This window comes from Paenibacillus turpanensis, from assembly GCF_011421635.1.
Taxonomy (GTDB): domain Bacteria; phylum Bacillota; class Bacilli; order Paenibacillales; family YIM-B00363; genus Paenibacillus_AK; species Paenibacillus_AK turpanensis.
This window is the reverse complement of sequence record NZ_WTLI01000008.1, coordinates 161,145-179,513: the sequence shown is the minus strand read 5'-3', so window position 1 is coordinate 179,513 and position 18,369 is coordinate 161,145. Positions and strand designations below refer to the sequence as shown.

At 51.3% G+C, this 18,369-nt stretch carries 9 protein-coding genes and 1 riboswitch; all 9 genes read right to left on the bottom strand.

What is annotated here, in order from left to right:
- Window positions 1-78: 78 nt before the first annotated feature.
- Window positions 79-6,480, bottom strand: a complete 6,402-nt coding sequence (locus GQS10_RS09540) for a pectinesterase family protein (RefSeq protein ID WP_166241384.1) — start codon at window positions 6,478-6,480, stop codon at window positions 79-81.
- A gap of 425 nt (window positions 6,481-6,905) precedes the next feature.
- Complete coding sequence (locus GQS10_RS09535) at window positions 6,906-8,204, bottom strand: ABC transporter substrate-binding protein (RefSeq protein ID WP_166241382.1); 1,299 nt, start codon at window positions 8,202-8,204, stop codon at window positions 6,906-6,908.
- On the bottom strand, window positions 8,197-10,809 hold the full coding sequence (locus GQS10_RS09530; RefSeq protein ID WP_166241380.1) for a putative bifunctional diguanylate cyclase/phosphodiesterase: 2,613 nt from the start codon (window positions 10,807-10,809) through the stop codon (window positions 8,197-8,199). The genes GQS10_RS09535 and GQS10_RS09530 overlap by 8 nt, the downstream gene beginning before the upstream one ends.
- Window positions 10,810-11,075: 266 nt before the next feature.
- Window positions 11,076-11,672 carry a trimeric intracellular cation channel family protein gene (locus GQS10_RS09525; protein WP_243735083.1) on the bottom strand — a complete coding sequence of 199 codons (597 nt, stop codon included), beginning with the start codon at window positions 11,670-11,672 and terminating at the stop codon, window positions 11,076-11,078.
- A gap of 110 nt (window positions 11,673-11,782) precedes the next feature.
- A riboswitch (ZMP/ZTP riboswitch) is annotated at window positions 11,783-11,862 on the bottom strand.
- A 153-nt stretch (window positions 11,863-12,015) separates the two neighbouring features.
- Window positions 12,016-13,548, bottom strand: coding sequence for a solute symporter family protein (locus GQS10_RS09520; protein ID WP_166241376.1), 1,533 nt, complete (start codon window positions 13,546-13,548; stop codon window positions 12,016-12,018).
- Between the two features lie 3 nt (window positions 13,549-13,551).
- Window positions 13,552-13,881, bottom strand: a complete 330-nt coding sequence (locus GQS10_RS09515) for a DUF485 domain-containing protein (protein ID WP_166241375.1) — start codon at window positions 13,879-13,881, stop codon at window positions 13,552-13,554.
- A gap of 22 nt (window positions 13,882-13,903) precedes the next feature.
- Window positions 13,904-15,631, bottom strand: a complete 1,728-nt coding sequence (acsA, locus tag GQS10_RS09510; RefSeq protein WP_166241476.1) for an acetate--CoA ligase — start codon at window positions 15,629-15,631, stop codon at window positions 13,904-13,906.
- Between the two features lie 156 nt (window positions 15,632-15,787).
- Window positions 15,788-16,603 carry a LytR/AlgR family response regulator transcription factor gene (locus GQS10_RS09505; RefSeq protein WP_166241474.1) on the bottom strand — a complete coding sequence of 272 codons (816 nt, stop codon included), beginning with the start codon at window positions 16,601-16,603 and terminating at the stop codon, window positions 15,788-15,790.
- Between the two features lie 27 nt (window positions 16,604-16,630).
- On the bottom strand, window positions 16,631-18,367 hold the full coding sequence (locus tag GQS10_RS09500; protein WP_166241373.1) for a LytS/YhcK type 5TM receptor domain-containing protein: 1,737 nt from the start codon (window positions 18,365-18,367) through the stop codon (window positions 16,631-16,633).
- Window positions 18,368-18,369: the final 2 nt, after the last annotated feature.

Sequence of the window (18,369 nt, the reverse complement as noted above, 5' to 3'; positions counted from 1 at the left end):
AAAGCATGTGCAGCCGAGGCTTGCAAAGCTTCCAATGTTGCCGGAGAACTCGCAGCCTCACTCATCATTTCGTTTTCTTTACTTAGCGTTAATTAGATTCGCTGCCACAAGCAAACGGTGAACCATGGCCGCTGCCTCAGCCCGCGTAATCTCTCTCGACGGATTCAACATGTTGTTGTAACCGCCGACAAGTCCAGCCGCTACCGCCGAAGATAGCGACGGCTTCGCCCATGTACTGATCGCACTAGAGTCTTGGAACGAAGCAATCACAGCTTCCGCCGATTGTTGTTCCTGCGAGCCTGCGGAAAGACCGGCAAGCTTCATGGCGCGATTCAGCATAACAATGGCCTCTTCACGTGTTACCGCCGAATTCGGACGGAATGTTCCATCTTCGTAGCCTTGAATCAAGCCATAGCTCTTCGCTTGACTGATGGCACCACTGAACCAATCCGTACTGCGCACATCAGAGAATTCGCTCTTCTGTGCATCGTTTGGAAGTCCCAAGCCGCGGATCAAAATCGCTGCGTACTCCGCACGTGTAATACTGCGGTCCGGAGAAAACTGCTGCTTTGTAAAACCGTTGATCACAAAGCGTGAAGCCATATCTCGAATGATTTCGTCTCCCCAGTGCCCAGCAGTATCGACAAACGATGCGTCATTTGCAACGAGCGAATACGTGCTGTTCGTTAAGCTGCGGATGTCCGCATAGTACTGGCCTTCACGCACAGTAATGCTGGTCGGGACGTGACGAATGGATCCGTCTGCTTCAAGCACTACCGCCGTCGTGATCCGATCCGGATTTTCACCCGCTGGTACAGGAATAGAACGTTCAACAAACTCGGTAAAGCGATTCACTTCAACCGATTGATTTCCGGCAGTTACCTGTACCGAGAAATCCACGGGGCTGCCGACAAGACGGAAGCCATTGGTTTGTGCATTCTGCTTCAGTCTTTCCTGCTGTTGACCGCTTGCTTTTTCAATAATAAGCTGCACATTCATATCACTGACTGCCGCCTGATTGCCCAAGCGTTCCGCAATGGATGAAAGTGAAATTTGACCGACCGGAATAGCGTACTCTGCGAAGTCGGTAGTAATTTTTAGCGACGCGCCATTTCGGTTTAATTCGTTCAGAATACTGCCGCTGAGCTTAATTTTCACCTTGTCTCCGGCATCTGTGACCGGAATTTCGACGATGGCTTTCGCACCAAGATTTTTGACCATCTCGGTAAGCTTGCCGCTGTCTATCGTAAATACCTGCTGCGAACCCTCTGCACTGCGAGTAAGCAAGTTATCCTGCTTCTGGCCGTTTAGAATAATCTGGTCTTTTTTGCCTGTTTCCTGTGCCGGTGAGGCCGACTGCGCCGCTCCTCCAGATGATGTCGAGGCCGGAGCTTCATCATCATCTTCGTCCGACGGTGTCGTCGGAGCTGAAGGGCTCGTCGGGTTTGTTGGTTCAGGTGTTCCAGGAGCCGGGACATCTGTACCCGCCCCGTCGTCTCCATCTTCTTCCGGGATCACCGGCGGCAGTGTCGAACCCAGCTCAGAAACAGTAAGCTCTTGAACCAATTCGTATCCGTTTGTATCCTTCACATAGACCGTATACACGCCAAGAGTATTTACCGTAAAGCTTCCCTGATACACATTCTCTGTGACTGTGGAAGGGATGAAGCTGCCGGTAAAGTCTGTAATCCCGCTTCCACCGTTACTGAAGTCACTAATTCCCACTGATCCTGCAGACCATTTCGCTTGCGACAATCCATATGCAGCCGCAGTTACCGTAACCTGCGCTCCGCCAGCTACAAGCGACTTGCTAACCAAGATCGTCGGAGCATCGCCCGGCATACTCGGTATCGTCGGAATTACAACCGGCACTGTCGCTACGCTAATTTCCGGCCAGCTGACAAACTCTCCGTTACTGCCTACGGCTGACACCCTGTAATAGTAGAACGCCGCCTCATTGCTTTCTCGATGATCCGTATACGTTGCCGAGAGCACATTTGGCGCCGCCGGCACTGCTGCTACATTAAGGTATGGTCCGCCGCTTTGCGTGCTCCGCTTAACGTTATAGCTGCTTGCTCCACTCACCGTAGGCCAGCTCAGCTGTACCTGTGAGCCGTTTTCCAAGACCTTCAAGCCAAGCTCCGCTGTAGATGAAGCCGGTGTCAGTGTCCGTCCTTTCGCCCCTGCTTGCTGCAGCACGGAATCCCTCACACTGCCAGCCTGCTCCGCCTGGTATGCATAGATTGGTGTCCAGCTAACCGGTGCCTTCCAGGTAGGGATCGAGCTGTTCACAAACTGACTTCCTGTATCCGAAATTGCGCCTGCCGATGCAGTATCGTAATAGGCGATCGGTGCACGGACATTTTCAAAATAGTTGTTTTCCGAAATAATCTGTGAAGACGCCCCAACCCCTACAGAGTAAAGCATCCCTAATTCCGATGAGGAATTGTAGTAGTTGTTATACAAATGAATTTGACCATACCGAACGCGCGGTGCACGTTGGACAATGTTTTCAAAATAGTTATGGTGAATCGTCGTACGAAGCCGTCCCATGTCCATCGCGTCGCTGTCGCTGCTGCCGATCAGCATCGTTTTATCGTGGTTCGCAAAATGGTTGTAGGACAGCGTAACAAGATCCGCCTGTTTCGTAATATCAATAAAGCCGTCGTAATTTTGGTAATGCTTGCCGAAGTAATACTGCTCCTCAATGCCTTTAAAGCGTTCGCTCAGATCATTGAAGGAGTTATGGTCAATCCAAATATTCATGGTGCCGGAGCCGGTCACCGAAATGTTATCGTACTTCGAGTTCCAGTTACCGCTCGAGCCGTCTGTCGGATCCCACTGCGGGAAAAAGTCATGCGCATTTTGGAACTCAATATTGCGGATGATGATATTTTTTACGTTATCCAGCATCAGGTTGGCCCCAACGATTTTGGCATCCTCGCCAAGTCCGATGATGGAGGTATTTGAACCGACGTAAATTTGCACCCTAGCCGCCTGTGCTTTTTGCGCCAAGCTGCGTCCTTGCTCGAGTGTTGTATTGGTCGGATCCGCCAAATATTGCTCCAGCGTGTACCCCGTGCCTTGAATATATTCGTTATACCCAAGAGGGTTGTTGTTATCATCGACGTTGGCATCAATCGTGCCCTTCACGTAAATAATTTTCTTCACGCTGTTCGTGCGATTCGTCGTATTGTTTCCACCAAGCGCTCGTATCAGCTCCGAACGATTCGAAACGACGTACACATTATCGCCGTTCGCACCAATGCCTCCCGATACTCCCTCTCCCTGCGAAGCCCATCCTGCTTCGGAAGCGGCAGGCTGCTGCGCAAATGAGGAATCGATAACGTTCACGGTTACCGGAAGAACAGCGCCCGAACCAAAACGCACCTGCAAACTGCTGCTGCCGAAGCTCAAAGCTTCCAGATAAGCTTTCTGCAGGACGATACCGTTGTTGTTTTCAACATAATCTTGTCCTGCAATCAGAGGCACTCCGCCATTCGAGATCTCGCTAAGCACATCGCCTGAGAACTGCACGGAAACCTGAACATCCGCAGAAAGTGCCGGATTTTTGTCATACAATACGGAGGTTTGGCCCAAGGTTGGATTCGGCTTCACGCCTGGCATAATGACCACGGCTGTCGGGTCCCAATCTCCAAAAATTTGCGGAACCGTAAGCGCGTTGGCTTCTTCCGCAGACATTTGGCGGGACAGTGCCGAGCTGCGTCCATACGCATTAGCTCCCGGACCGTAGCTGTTGTACTCGCCGTAGAAAGCCGGTTCAACGTTCCACGACTTCCAGCCTGCCGAAATGATATTGCTGTCGATCCATGTGTTTATAAAACGTACCTTCGGGCTGTTTTTCCACGGTCGACCCAAGTAAAAGTCACCTTTGGCCGTTGGATCTTTAATCAGACGGCTGTTGATAAATACATAACCCGGATCTTCCGGCTTCGTCTGGCCTGCTGCAGTAATATATCCGCCCGTCTTTGTGCTGGACGGATGTGTAGCACTGATGATGTCGCTGTTTTCGATCACCACGGCAGGCGCCTCACCGAAAATAAAATCGACATCACCTTGAATGATGCTGTTGCGGAAATATTGTCGTCCCTTCGTTGAGTCCGAAACCGCAACTGCGTTATACAAAGTGTCTTGATAACCTAACAGCTTCACATTATCGAATACAGCTTTATCGCCTTTTAAGGAAAGGGCGACGGCAGTGCCGTAAATATCTCGTGGCGCCGCACTATTTTCGATCGTTAAGTTGGATGCGGTAAATTGATCCCCGGTAACCTGTACCGTCATACTCTGGAAGGTCGATCCCGGACGGCCGGATTTACCGTCGGAGCCGCCGTAGTCGTCAAAACGGATAATGGTTGCATCGCGGTCTTCACCGACAAAGCTAACCTTAGACTGCGTCACAGTGACCTTCTCAACATAAACCCCGCTGCGGATAAAAATAACCTTTCTCTCCGCATTGGTCGTTCCCAAGCTGTCTACAGCCGATTGGATGGTGGCAAACCGTTTCGCTGCCGGGTCCGCAGGCTGACTTGGATCTACAGTGAGCGTCTCGGCTGGAAGAACAACAAGCGTCGGAGCGTATCCGCCGGTGCCGTTCGCATTTACTGCCGCTACGACGTAGTCATATTCGGTTCCGTTCACGACCGTCGTATCCTCGTAGCTTCCGCTGCCTGCAGGAACGCTGGCGATCTCCGCGAACTCTGTGCCGCTGTTGTGAGCTCTGCGTTGCACCGAGTAGGAGCTTGCATCGCCAGCCTCACGCCAAGACAAGCTGACCTTCCCGTCATGGGCGGTTGCTTGAAAGCCGGTTGGCGCCGCGGGAGTACCGGCTGCAGCTGCATAAGGAGCCGCCGAAGCCTGGGCGGAAATCATGCTTGTCGTTTTCGCATTCTTCGCCGTAACGACATAGTAATACGTCGTTCCATTCACGACGGCTTGATCAGTGTAAGAGTTTCCGGTAATTTGCGCAGCCACAAGCTCATACGGGCCGCCGCTTTTCGTACTGCGCAGCACGGAATAGTCTGAAGCAGCGCCGACACTGTTCCAGCTCAGCTTTACAGCATTATTCTGGCCCTGAGCGGAAATTCCTGTCGGGCTGGAAAGCGGTGCCCGTGGTGCAATTTTCAAAACGTCGGACTCTTCGCCTTTTCCGGCAACACTGGCGGCAATCACTTTGTAATAATAATTCGTATCATTCGTCAGCATTGAATCTAAATATAGTACGATTGCTTCATCCGGATCGGCAGCAATCGGTGCTGAATTGACCTGAGTAAATTCTCCATCAACGGATGTGCTTCGTTTTACAATATAACTGATGGTCTCAGAGCCGGACGGTGCAACCTTATTCCATTTCAGCATGACCGAGCTGTCAAGCACAGTTCCTTGAAGCCCTTCCGTCTTGGCTGGAAGCGGTACATTACCGTTCGGTGTGACAAGAATCTCATCCGAAGGCGTGCTGCCGTTAACATTCACCGCTTCGACAAGATAAGTGTACGTGGTGTCATTCACTAAATTCCCATCTTCAAAATAAAGACTCGTAAGGCCTTGTGCAACCGTTACATACGGCTCCGAGCCTGATTTCCGTTTTACAGAGTAGCTTGTCGCGCCATCCGCTGCACCCCAGCTCAACGAAATTTGTGTATTTCCCGCGACAGCGCTTACATTAGCTGGCTTATTAGGCGGAAGCTGCGGCTCATAAATACGGAAGTTATCATAGTACATCACGCCTGCGCTTCCACCTGATGTCGAGTGGTCAAATTTCGCAAGGTTGCTGTTTGTTGTGGTCGTCGCTGCATCCCAGAATTGGACGCCCACTCCATTGTTTAGTTGGTACACATTATTCGTTTCATCCGTAACCGTAACCGTTACACCGGATGCCGCATTGTTCAAATTCACTTGAATTTTAAAGTGGTACCACACATTCGCTTTAAATTGCCCTGACGGTACGATGGGCATGTACTGCTTATCCAGCAGAGAAACCGGGTCCTTATAACGATAGCTGATTGCCCCGCTCATCGTTTCGATAAATACAATATCACCGCCGCTGCTTCTCAATCGGATGACCCGGTGATTATTTGCGGTTGCCGAGCCCTCGTAGCGATAGTCAAACTCCGCAACAATCGTTTTTCCGGAATGCTTCTCCGCTAAGGTCCGGGTAGCTACAACGCTCCCGCTCCCATTATCGGATAGCTTAAACACTTTATTATCCGCATTGGCTGCCCACACGGGTGCCGTATAAGGAACGAGCTGAGCAAAGTAAGAGCCTACAGCTCCGTTCGTAATTGCGTAATTTGCTAAGGAGCCGACCGAAACTGGATCTGGCGAGTACTGCGGGTCTTCAAAGGTCTCCTCGTGAATTGGCGGAACGGAAGTTGTTCCTGTGGTGTCATTGGCCGACACTGCGGGAACCATCGAAAGCGCTAACATAAAACAGAGGGCGATAATCATAAACTTTTTCATTGGTGGTCTCTACCTTTCCGATCTCTTTATCTTTCCGTATGGCCCCATTACCTAGTACCCCTCATTGGTAAAGCGTTTACATTCTTTTTTTAGAAGTTCGTATATCCCTAGACTTCATGCAGATCCGCAGCTCCCATTGCGGCGGTGTTCGATCGCTCCTTTACCTACCATTCCGGCTGTTAAAGAATTGGGACTCAGGTAGGTATTCATGTATGTAGTAGATTTATCTTAGGGGCAAAGCTATAAAACATCAAGCGAAATTTCACGAATTTCGTCGAATCATGACATGAACTAATCCAGTGATCATTTTCTTATTTTAAGATCATAAGGTGATCCTACCGTCTGGAATACAAAAAAAGCAGCGGTCTCGTTAGAGCACACACTGCTTTCCTATACTTAAAATAATCTCGAGTATCGATGAAATGTCACTTTCTAGCGGACGATTCGTCAGCTCCCAAAGGTGGCCTCCCCGGTCCGCCCTCGTTATCGAATAAAAACGGAGGTGCGCCTTCAGGAGGTCTTCCTTTGTTCTGCGCATTCTTCATATACTGAATCTCCCGGTAAAGCTCCACCTCAACCTTACTCTTCAGTTCAACGGCCATTTCTTCCGGCGATTTCTCCGAGGAAAGAAGCAAATCTAATGAACGTAATATGATTTCGTAGCCACGGCCATCCACTGGGGTTAGACGTGTGTCCGGAAGCTTATCATACCAAGAATGAGTTGCAAGGGATTCTCGATACTTTGTATCCATTTCCGTTGTATATTTGATCCACTCCCAAGCCAGGGATTTATGGTTGGAGAAGGTTGGAATAGCATAAGCATAACCACCATGAATACCGTACAATCCGAATGGCAGTCGGGTCGTCTTCCACAAATGAACATTATGCGGCGACCATGCCCGAAGCATCTCCATTCCCCATTCTCCGAGAGTAAACATGGCCAGCTTGCCGTTACGCAAAGACTCTCTGCCCTTTTCATCCCAAATCGTTGCTTTACTGTCCAGCCCTAAATCTTGAATTTGCTTAGAGACATGAAGCAGGGAGATAAAGGGCTCCATCGTGAGTGACACGGTCATATTTTCGGTAAATAATCCTTGTCCCTTCGAAGCCATGACAAACGGGTCGATGGCGCGTGACACAATCGCGACATCGGATTTTTTGAGTTTTTTGGCCATCGTCAGCCAATTATCCGGGTTTTCCATCCATTCGCCTAATTGCTCCGGGTCTGAAGGAAAGCCATGCTCTGCCAATATATCCGCTCGATAAAATGTCAGCTCAGCAGGCAAATCCCTTGGTACGATGATTACCTTCTTATCTTGCATGGTGGAGAGCCGATCCCAGTTTAACCCCGGAAACCACTCCTTATATTGACCGATATGGTAAGGAGGTCCGTTCAAATCCTCGAATATGTCGTAACCGCTCATTTCGTTTGACCACATGTAATCGAACGCAATAAGATCGAAAGGCGGCTCGGAAGCCAACGAATCCAAAAGATTTTGAAGAGTCTTTACAACCGTCCATTCAACGGATATGCCGGGATACTTCTTTTCAAACTCCTCAGCCAGATACACCGGTTTATCAAATGAAGAGAGAACCCGCAGTGCAGCGGGACTGGATTGAAAATCTACAACAGCTTGCTGAGGAGGGCTAACCAGCTCAGCCCCTCTCGTGCAGCCTGATAAGAGCATCACGGTCAGCAGCACGATAATCATAGGCCTACTCATCCAAATCCCCCTCCTTCTCCGAGGCCATCCTCTCTCTTATATATTGGGCAAATTGTTCAGGAGGCATCGGCTTGCCATAAAAGTACCCTTGATGCTCCGCACAACCGAGTGAGCTAAGGATCAGCGATTCCTCGCTCGTTTCCACTCCCTCCGCAATGAGTCCCCAGCCCTGAATATGAGCCAGCTGGACAATAGCCCGAATAATAGATACATTCCCCGGCTGGTTTTGCAAATTGCGCACAAACGATTGGTCGATTTTAAAGCCGTTGACTGGCAGCTTGTTCAGCATGCTTAGCGAGGAATAACCGGTCCCAAAATCATCAATCCATATCCGGACCCCTTGCTTTTTCAATAAGTTTAAATCCGCCTTCATCGTCTCGGTCTGTTTAGCAAGAACCTCTTCGGTGATTTCAAGGTCAAGCATTCTCGGCGGCAGTCCCGTCTTTTGCAGCACCTCATGAATCATTTGGACAAAGGTACCCTTGTTAAACTGGGTCGGGGACAAGTTGACAGCAATGCGAAGCTCACCAACGCCGTCGTCCATCCAGGCTTTATTTTGCCTGCAGGCCTCTTCCAGCACCCATTCGCCCAGTGCGCCCATGATGCCCATACTTTCCGCGACCGGTATAAATTTTGCGGGGGATACCATCCCCCATTCTTTATGTCTCCAGCGGAGCAGCGCTTCAGCCGATACAACGGTTTGACTTTTGGCATCAATCACCGGCTGATAATACAGCTCCAACTCTCTAGCTTCGAAGGCCTTTCGAAGCTCAAACTCAATAAACATACGCTCCGAGAAAAATTCGGCGTGGCTTCGAGCATCAACGGAGGAGAAGAAATGGTACGTATCCCCTCCAGCACCTTTGGCGGCATACATCGCGGAATCGGCTTTTTTAATAATGGTATCCATATCATTTCCGTCCGTAGGTGCAATGCTGATTCCGATGCTTCCAACGATCAGCAGTTCATGCTCGTCCACGCGTACCGGCTCCGAAATCGCCTCCAGCGCTTTTCTAGCGATAACGTGAATCTCACTCTCTTCCGCAGGAGATACCACGATCACAAACTCGTCGCCGCCGAGCCGAGCAACCATCCCGTTTTGCCCGATATACCGTTCAAGCCGCTGTCCAACCTGCTTTAATAAACTGTCCCCTACCCCATGGCCCAACGTATCGTTGATCTGCTTAAACCGATCCAGATCAATAAACATAACTGCGACGGACACTTCCGAATCCGCTGCTGTTGTGCTAAATAAATTTTGGAGATGTTCATTAAAATTTCTGCGGTTCGGCAGTCCGGTCAATGTATCGTAATAGGCCAGGACACGTGACTGGGACAGCATATCTCCCAATTTCCCGGAAATCGAACGAATATTATCCGTAATCAGCTGAATTTCATACAGCCGGTTTGACGGCAGCTGAAGCCGTTCACCATTGATCAGCTTTGTCGGAATATCGGTCGTTGCATCAATCAAGTTCCGAATGGATCGGACGAGTACCTTGTGCAGAAAAAAAACCAGCAGCAGCATAAAGCCTGCAATATACAAAACATTTTGGAACTGAAGCGAATAAGAAACATATAAGTCCATATAGTACTTATTCAAAGGCCAACGGAAATACAAAACGAAGCTGTCTACCTCGACCATATGAATATAAGCGGCCTCTTTCCATCGGGAACCATTATCGGCAAGCAGTACTCCTCTGCTTGGGAGCGACAAGTAAAGATTATTTTTGTCGAACTCCCACTGCTCCGGTCGCAGCCATGGGGGCGAACCCGGAATGTCCGGAACTGACAGGATCAGACCGCGTTTATCAAGCATAACCACTCCGTGGCCTTTCGGGTCCGCTTGCTTCAGTAGACTCCCCTTCGTCTCCTCCATTAATATCACATTGCGCAAATGCAGATCTCTCAGCTGCTGTGAAGAATACGATTGAATAATCTGCTTCATGGATAGATTGGTATCGCGAAGCGAAGAAACAATATCCTTCTTCGCCTGCTGCTCCATGGCTTGACCGCCTGTCACCAAAATCATCAAAGCCATGCTAACCAGACCAAAAAAATTAACATGTAGAATAATTTGCGGCATCGTCAGCATCATAGATTGATTCGTCGGTTTTTTTTGCAAGGCGGGAACATATTTCACTATTATTTCCGCTACCATCGCATTAAACAGCCCGTTAATAACCATGGCAAAGGTAAAGAGCTGAAGCTCCGTGTAGACCGGCATACCGCGAAACAGATGGGCACCGATTAGAATCGGCACACCTACAATGAGCCAATACAGCCCATCGTACAGCATAAGCCTGTTCTTTTTAAAAAGCTGCGCGAGTAAAACAACAGCAATTAGCTCCGCAGTGTGAAACACATGAATTTGCGTTTCAGGCATTGACATGGCCGCAATATGTACACCGGCGATCTGAAGAACTGTCAACAGCAGCGAAAAGCGCTGTGCCGTAATGAACAAAAAGATACTGCCAAACATAATGCTCAGCTGATAAAAGAAATGAAACGGAAACAAATAACAAACAAACGCCGCAGCTCCTAGCACGAAATAAAGGAGAGCCGAACGGAAAGCAGACGGGATCTTTGTGTTCGTTATCCGCATGAAATCAACACCTTTGATTCTTAATAAAAGCCGGGAACGCAATGTATCACCTTTATAAGACTACATAGTTCGAAGTATTTCGACTGAAAACGACAAACTAAGCCCAAAAAAAATTCCTTGGACGAATCCAAGGAATTAACGGATTATCGACCCTTGGCAGCCGGAAGATCATGTTCTAATTCCGGCAAAGTATCCCATCATCGGATGGATTTACGTGTACAAGCGTTTACAATCCAATTATATAACAAACTTCATATAGGAGCATTCTAAAAATTTTTAAGCGCGCGTTTTGTTGGCTCCCCCACTCTTGACAAATGGAATTTCCTTCTTGGCAGCCGCCAATTGAAGTGTACCGAAAGCATCCGTAAGCCTAAAATAACACCAAACAACGCATACAGCTGCCAGCCTTCTCTACCGAAGCCAAGGCCGATCGCAAGCCCTCCAAGCATCGCCCATACGCCGTACACCTCTTCACGGAAAATGAGCGGTTTTCTTCGTGCAAGCAGGTCGCGTATAATCCCCCCCCCGCTGCCGGTCAGCAGGGCAGCCATGACGACCGCCGGAAGAGGAAGATTTTGCTGTGCGGCATAGAGAGCGCCTTGGATGGCAAACGCAGATAAGCCTACAGCGTCGAAGAACACCCATTTCCGCATATGACGGAACCATAAATCCGGAACAAAGTACACTACGGAAATCGCGATTGCCGCCGTAATCAAGAGACTGTTGTGCTGCCAAAGCATCAGCGGAGAAGCGCCGATCAGCACATTACGGATCAGTCCGCCTCCGAAGGCAGTCACCAGCCCAAGCACATAAACTCCTAAAATATCGTACTCTTCCTCCATAGCGGAAATCGATCCACTCATCGCAAAGGCTACCGTTCCAATGAACGTAAGCAGCTCCCAAGCTACCGTCACATCTGCTCTTCCCTTCTCCAGCAAATAAAAAAAGCATTCAACGGACCGTTGGTCGTCAAACACTTTGCCCAGGCGTACGGCGTTATCACTGTGTGCTCCCTCGTGGTTCCCCCACGCTTCGCCAGTTACACACAGCCTGCTCTTGTCAATTTGATATTTATCATATCATATTTAGACTAAAAAGCGATGCGTAAATTTGTGTCAGTTTAAAAAAAGACAGACCGGGCTGCATTCGCGAACCCGGTCCGTCTTAGCGCTTTGGCTAGGTGCCGGACCTAGCTAAATTGCCATACTAGCCTCTTTCCGAACCCGTATTAGCCTTCACTAAAATCTCATCATATTTGGCATCGTCACGCTTCGAGGAAAGCAGCGTTCCAATGTAGGCACCCAAGAAACCAAGAGGAATGGAAATAATGCCAGGGTTCGTCAGTTCAATCAGCGGATTGCCGACTAGGATCGCTTTGCCGGCCTCCGGCGCCCATACGTTCGGACTGATCGCAACAAGGAACAAGGCGCTGAACAATCCGACCAGCATGCCTGTTACCGCTCCGGCCGTATTAAACCGGCGCCAGAATACCGTGAATACGAGAACCGGCAGGTTGGCGCTTGCCGCTACCGCAAAAGCGAGCGCAACGAGGAACGCAACATTCAGCTTCTGTGCAAACAGAGCCAGTGCAATAGAGATTAACGCAACCCCAACGGATGCAAGCTTTGCCGAAATCATCTGCTCTTTTTCCGTCGCATTACCCTTCCGGACAATGTGGCTGTAAAAGTCATGGGCGAAAGCAGAAGCGGCGGAAAGCACGAGCCCAGCGACAACGGCCAAAATCGTTGCAAAGGCTACTGCGGATACGAAAGCGAACAAGAAGTCTCCGCCAAGCGCTTTGGCCAGCAGCGGTGCAGCCATGTTGCCGGCCGCATTTGCATTGACAATTACATCATGACCAACGAACGCCGCAGCGCCGAAGCCGAGGAAGATCGTCATGACGTAGAAAATACCGATAATCCAAGTGGCCACAACAACCGATTTCCGTGCAGTCGGTGCGTCTTTTACCGTGAAGAAACGGATCAAAATATGCGGAAGCCCCGCTGTTCCAAGCACAAGCGCCATATTCAAGGAAATGGTATCGAGCCCGCTCTTAAATTTGTTGCCCGGGTTCAGGAAGCTGTCACCCAGCGGCGTTGCCGTTTTCATATGCTCGAACATCGCCATGACACTGAAATCAAACTTCGCAAATACGATCAAAGAGATAATAAACGTTCCGGCCATCAGCAGCACGCACTTTATAATTTGCACCCAGCTCGTTGCCGTCATGCCGCCGAATACGACATAGACGGTCATCAGCACACCGACAATGAGTACCGAAGTTGTGTAATCGAGCCCAAGCAGCAGCTTAATTAATGCGCCCGCACCTACCAGCTGCGCGATCATGTAAAAGATCGAAATGGTAATCGAGTTCAGCGCCGCAACTCCGCGCACCTTCTTGTTGTCGAAACGGGCCGCAATCATGTCGGCCATCGTGTATTTACCGAGATTACGCAGCGGCTCCGCGATCAAGTACAAGACGACGAGGTACGCGACAAGAAACCCGATGCTGTAGAAAAACCCGTCAAAGCCGTATAACGCGATCATGCCGGCGATGCCAAGGAAGGAAGCGGCGGACATATAGTCGCCCGCGATCGCAAGGCCGTTCTGCCAGCCGGTCAAACCGCCTCCGGCCGTGTAAAATTCGCTCGTGGTGTTCGTTTTCTTCGCTGCGTAATACGTAATGACCAGCGTACCGGCGACAATAATCAGAAATAGGAGAAACGCTGTGTTCATCATTGGTTACTCCGCCTTTCCAAGGCTGGCTCGCAGCTCTTCTTTGATTTTTTCCGCCTGTTCATCAAACTGGACCGCCTTTCTCGAATAGAGAGAGCAAAGCACCCAAGTCATAATAAACTGCGCGAAAGCAAACACCCATGCCCATGTTACGGCTCCGAAAGCAGGCTGATTCAGGACGCTCGAGTACGACGTCATTACCGGAAGCACGAAATAAAAGACGAGGAAGAAAATAGACATCGGCAGTATAAATCGTTTTTTACTGTCCATCAGCTTCTGGAATGAAGCGGACTTCACAACTTGACTGTAGACATTCGTTGCCGGTTTTTGCTTCACGCGAATCCCTCCTGATTATCTATTAATCCTCAATCGTCGATAAGTCTCCCGTTGGCAGCCCAAGCTCCTGCGCTTTTAATACCCGCCGCATGATTTTGCCGGATCGCGTCTTCGGAAGCTTCGCAAGCACCTCAATTTCGCGCGGCGCCGCATGGGCGGACAAACCTGTTTTCACAAACAACCGGATATCTTCAAGCAGCTCCTCAGACTGGGTATACCCTTCACGCAAGGAGATGAACGCTTTAATAATTTCGCCGCGCAGCGGATCCGGCTTGCCGATTACTCCCGCTTCGGCGACCGCCGGATGCTCAACGAGCCGGCTTTCCACTTCGAAAGGACCAACGCGCTCCCCCGATGTGTTAATAACATCGTCCACGCGCCCCTGGAACCAGAAGTAGCCGTCTTCGTCCATATAGGCGGAATCTCCGGAGACATACCAGCCTGGAATCCGGAAATACTCCTCGTATTTCGCCGGGTTGTTCCAAATTCGCCGCATCATGGACGGCCAGCCGGCTTGGATCGCCAGGTTGCCCAGCGAATTCGGCGGCAGCTCATTGCCCCGATCGTCCAAGATCGCTGCGCGGATGCCCGGGAATGGCTTACCCATAGAGCCTGGACGAATTTCCATGCACGGGAAGTTAACGATCATATGAGCGCCTGTTTCAGTCATCCACCAAGTATCGTGTATACGCTTTCCATAAACCTGAAGTCCCCACCGGATGACCTCCGGATTAAGCGGCTCCCCTACGGAAAGCACATGGCGCAGCTTGCTGAAATCATATTTTGCTACCGAGTCGTTGCCCGCCGCCATGAGCATGCGGAATGCGGTCGGTGCGCTGTACCAGACGGTGACGCCGAACTGCTGGATCGTTTGATACCAGGAGTCCACTGAAAAACGTCCGCCGCGCACCAAGCTGGTTGCACCGTTCAGCCAAGGGGCGAACATGCCGTACGAGGTGCCTGTTACCCAGCCCGGGTCGGCGGTGCACCAATATACGTCGTCCTCCTGCAGATCCAGCACCCATTTGCCGGTAATATACTGCTGAATCATCGCGCCGTGAACGTGAAGCACACCCTTCGGCTTGCCCGTCGAGCCCGAGGTATAGTGCAAAATCATCGGATCCTCAAGTGTTCCCCAAGCCAGTTCCAGAGCCTCGGATGCTTCGGCCATCGATTCATGATAGCTCACTTCGCCGTTCTCATTGGTCGGCTGCTCGTCAACGATGATGACATGCTTTAGGTTCGGCAGCTTCTCCCGCGGTACCCGCTGCTTCAGCACTGAAGTCGTTACCAGCACCGACGCGCCTGCATCGGATAAACGGTCGACGACCGCGCCCTCCATGAAGGCCTCAAACAGCGGTCCGACGATTGCGCCGATCTTGAGCGCCCCGATCATACCAAAATAAATTTCCGGCGACCGCGGCATGAAGAAAAACACCCGATCCCCTTTTTCCACGCCAAGACCGCGAAGCACGTTGCCAAAGCGGTTTGACTGTTTGCGCATTTCATCATAAGTGTAGCTTTCCGTGCGCTGATCGTCGGCATAGATCAATGCGGTTTTGTCCTTATTCGCTCCGAGCGCATGACGATCGATCATTTCATAAGCTATATTCACATTACCGGTCGTATGCCAGCTAAATTCTGGGTATACTTCTTCAAAGCGGAATGTGTTGTACGTCTCGTCGTATTGGCTGAGGTTATGCTTCCCGCCGTCTGCAGGCAAAATTTCTTTCTTCTCCAGTGCGTCCATCGAATCGTCCCCTCCATTGCCGTTCATTGCGCCCTCTAAATGTAAGCGCTTTATTATTGTAGCATGCGATCCCCCGGAAGGGGGCAATCCGGCGCGAAATGTCGGAATCCAATCCTGAATTACCAAAAATGAGCCTTAAACGTAAAACGGGACATGTTATTCCCCCTGCAGTCTCCTCAACAGCTCCTTGGCGGCAACCCGCGACACGGGCACCTTCGTCCGTTTGCTGTCATTCAAAATTACATTATATGCCCCGTTAAACCACGGCTCGATTTCATGGATATGATCCACATTGACCAAGTAACTGCGGTGAGTCCGGAAAAATGGATAACCAACCAGCTTATCCTCCAAATCCTGCAAGGTTTGCTTCGCCGCGTGCACGCGCCCGTCCATGGTGTGAATTTGCGTCAGCTTCTCCTCTTTCACCGCATAGCCGATCGTCTGCGGATCGATCACGACCATTTTGCTGCCGTCGTCAACGAGCAGCTTTACCTTGGTCGCCGCGGCCGTGCGGCCCCATTCGGCGGCGGCGGAGCGATCCTTTTGCTCAGGTGCGGCGGCGGACACCCCGCCGGCGGCAAGCACAGCCGCAGCATCCGGCCCCGTGCGCGCCGCTGAGCTGCCGCGCAGCGCCCGAATGCGGCTTAAGGTTTGCTGAAGCCGCTCCTCATCGTACGGCTTCAGCAAATAATCCGCTGCGTCCAGCCGAAATGCCTCGACCGCATACTGATCGTAAGCGGTTGCAAATACAATGAAAGGACGCGGCACCGTCAACAGCAGCTTATGCGCCGTTTTTACGCCGTCCAATCCCGGCATATGAATATCCAAGAATACCACATCCGGACAATGTACAGCGGCCAGCTCCAGCAGCTCATGCCCATTCGTGGCGTACGGAAGCAGCTCCACATCCTCCACCTTGGAAAGCAAATAGAGCAGCTCTTCCCTCGCCAGCCTCTCATCCTCTGCAATCATTACCTTCACTCTATTTTCACTCCTATCCTACATCCGATATGGGATCATAAATTGAATCCTTGCCCCGCCTTCCGGCAAATTGGACAACCTCAGCCTCGCTTCCGGGCCAAATAAGCTGATCAGCCGCTGATTTACATTATGCACGCCAAGCCCCGTGCTTTCTCCGCCCTGGATCGGAGCATTGCCCAGCTGCTCCAGCAGCTCCGGCGGAAAGCCTTCCCCGTTATCCTCTACAACGGCGAGCACACGGTCGTCCTGCTTGCGCAGCTGAATTCGGATCACACCGCCGCTGCCTGTCCGCTGCTTCAAGCCATGCTGGATGCTGTTCTCTACCAGCGGCTGAAGGGTAGATGGAGGAATGGATACCCCCTCCAGCCCGGTTTCGCAAAAATAACCGATCGTCAGCTGCTCGGCAAAACGGACCTTCACGATGTCGAGGTACGTCTGCAGATGCTCCAGCTCTTTGTACAGCGGCACGAGTGCGGACTGCGTCATCGTTAGATTCATCCGCATATAATTGCCCAGCTGTACCGTCACCCGTCTCGCCGCATCCGGATCAACCCGGATGAGCGTGACGATGGCGTTCAGCGTATTAAACAAAAAATGCGGATTAATTTGCGCCTGCAGCGCTCGCAGCTCCGCATCCTTCATGAGGCCCTGCAGCTGCTCGGCCATCGCAATATCGAGCTGAATGGAAATCAGCTTACTGAGCCCCTGCGCAAACACTTCCTCTACCGGCCGAATCTGCCGAACACTCTGGTAATAAAGCTTAATGAGGCCTGCCACCTGACCGCCGCGCTGGAACGGCACAATCAGCGCCGCGCCGAGCGCCGGGTGATGCGGCTGAATATGCTCGCGCTCCTTGGCAATCTGGATTTGTCCCGTTTCGATCGCCAAGCGGGATAAATCCGTCGCGATACGCTCCCCCGGGACATGCCGCGACGTTCCGATGCCGACATGCGCGAGGATCACCTCGGTGTCGGTGACGGCCACGGCACCCGCGCGCAGCTCCCGGCGCAGAATGCTCGCGGTCGCTTCCGCCGTCTCAAAGCTGAGCCCCTGCTTCAGATGAGGCAAAGCCATCTCGGCAATATGCAGCGCCCGCTGCGTCTCCGAGGCCGCCGCCCGCTCCTCCTCGCGCAAAGCCGCCAATATCATCGCTACGAAGATGCCGACGCCGATGCTGTTGGCGATGACCATCGGCACGCCGATCAAATTTACAAGGCGAATGGAGGGTTCCGACGCCTCATTCGCAATCAAAATAACGCCCATTTGCATAATTGGCGCAAATACACTAATAAATAACGCCTTTACCGGCGAAATAACCCGCTCTTCCGCAAAAAAACGCGCCACGAGCCCGGATAACAGCCCGGCAATCGGCGTCGACCAAAGATCCGCCGTCCCGGCAATGCCTCCCATCCAGTAGGCGTGCAGCCCCGACAAAACGCCCGCCCCGAGGCCTACGGCGGTCCCGCCGAGAAACCCCGCCATCACCACGCCGATCAGCGCGGAGTCGGCCATCGCTTCATTCGCCGCCAGGGATGAGGCGAGAAAAGAGGTATCGATTGTGGAAGGGCTGACCGTCACCCCGGCGTACGTGCCGCCTACGCTGACCAAGCCGAAAAACAATGCAAAGGTGACGCCGGTTTTCATATTCATCCGCTTATCCAGCAGCGAGCGGAACTGAGGAATGCGCGTTAAAATAAACGTGATGAGCAGCAAGATGCCCATCCGCTCAAAGAGCAGCAGCGTTAACTGCTCCATCG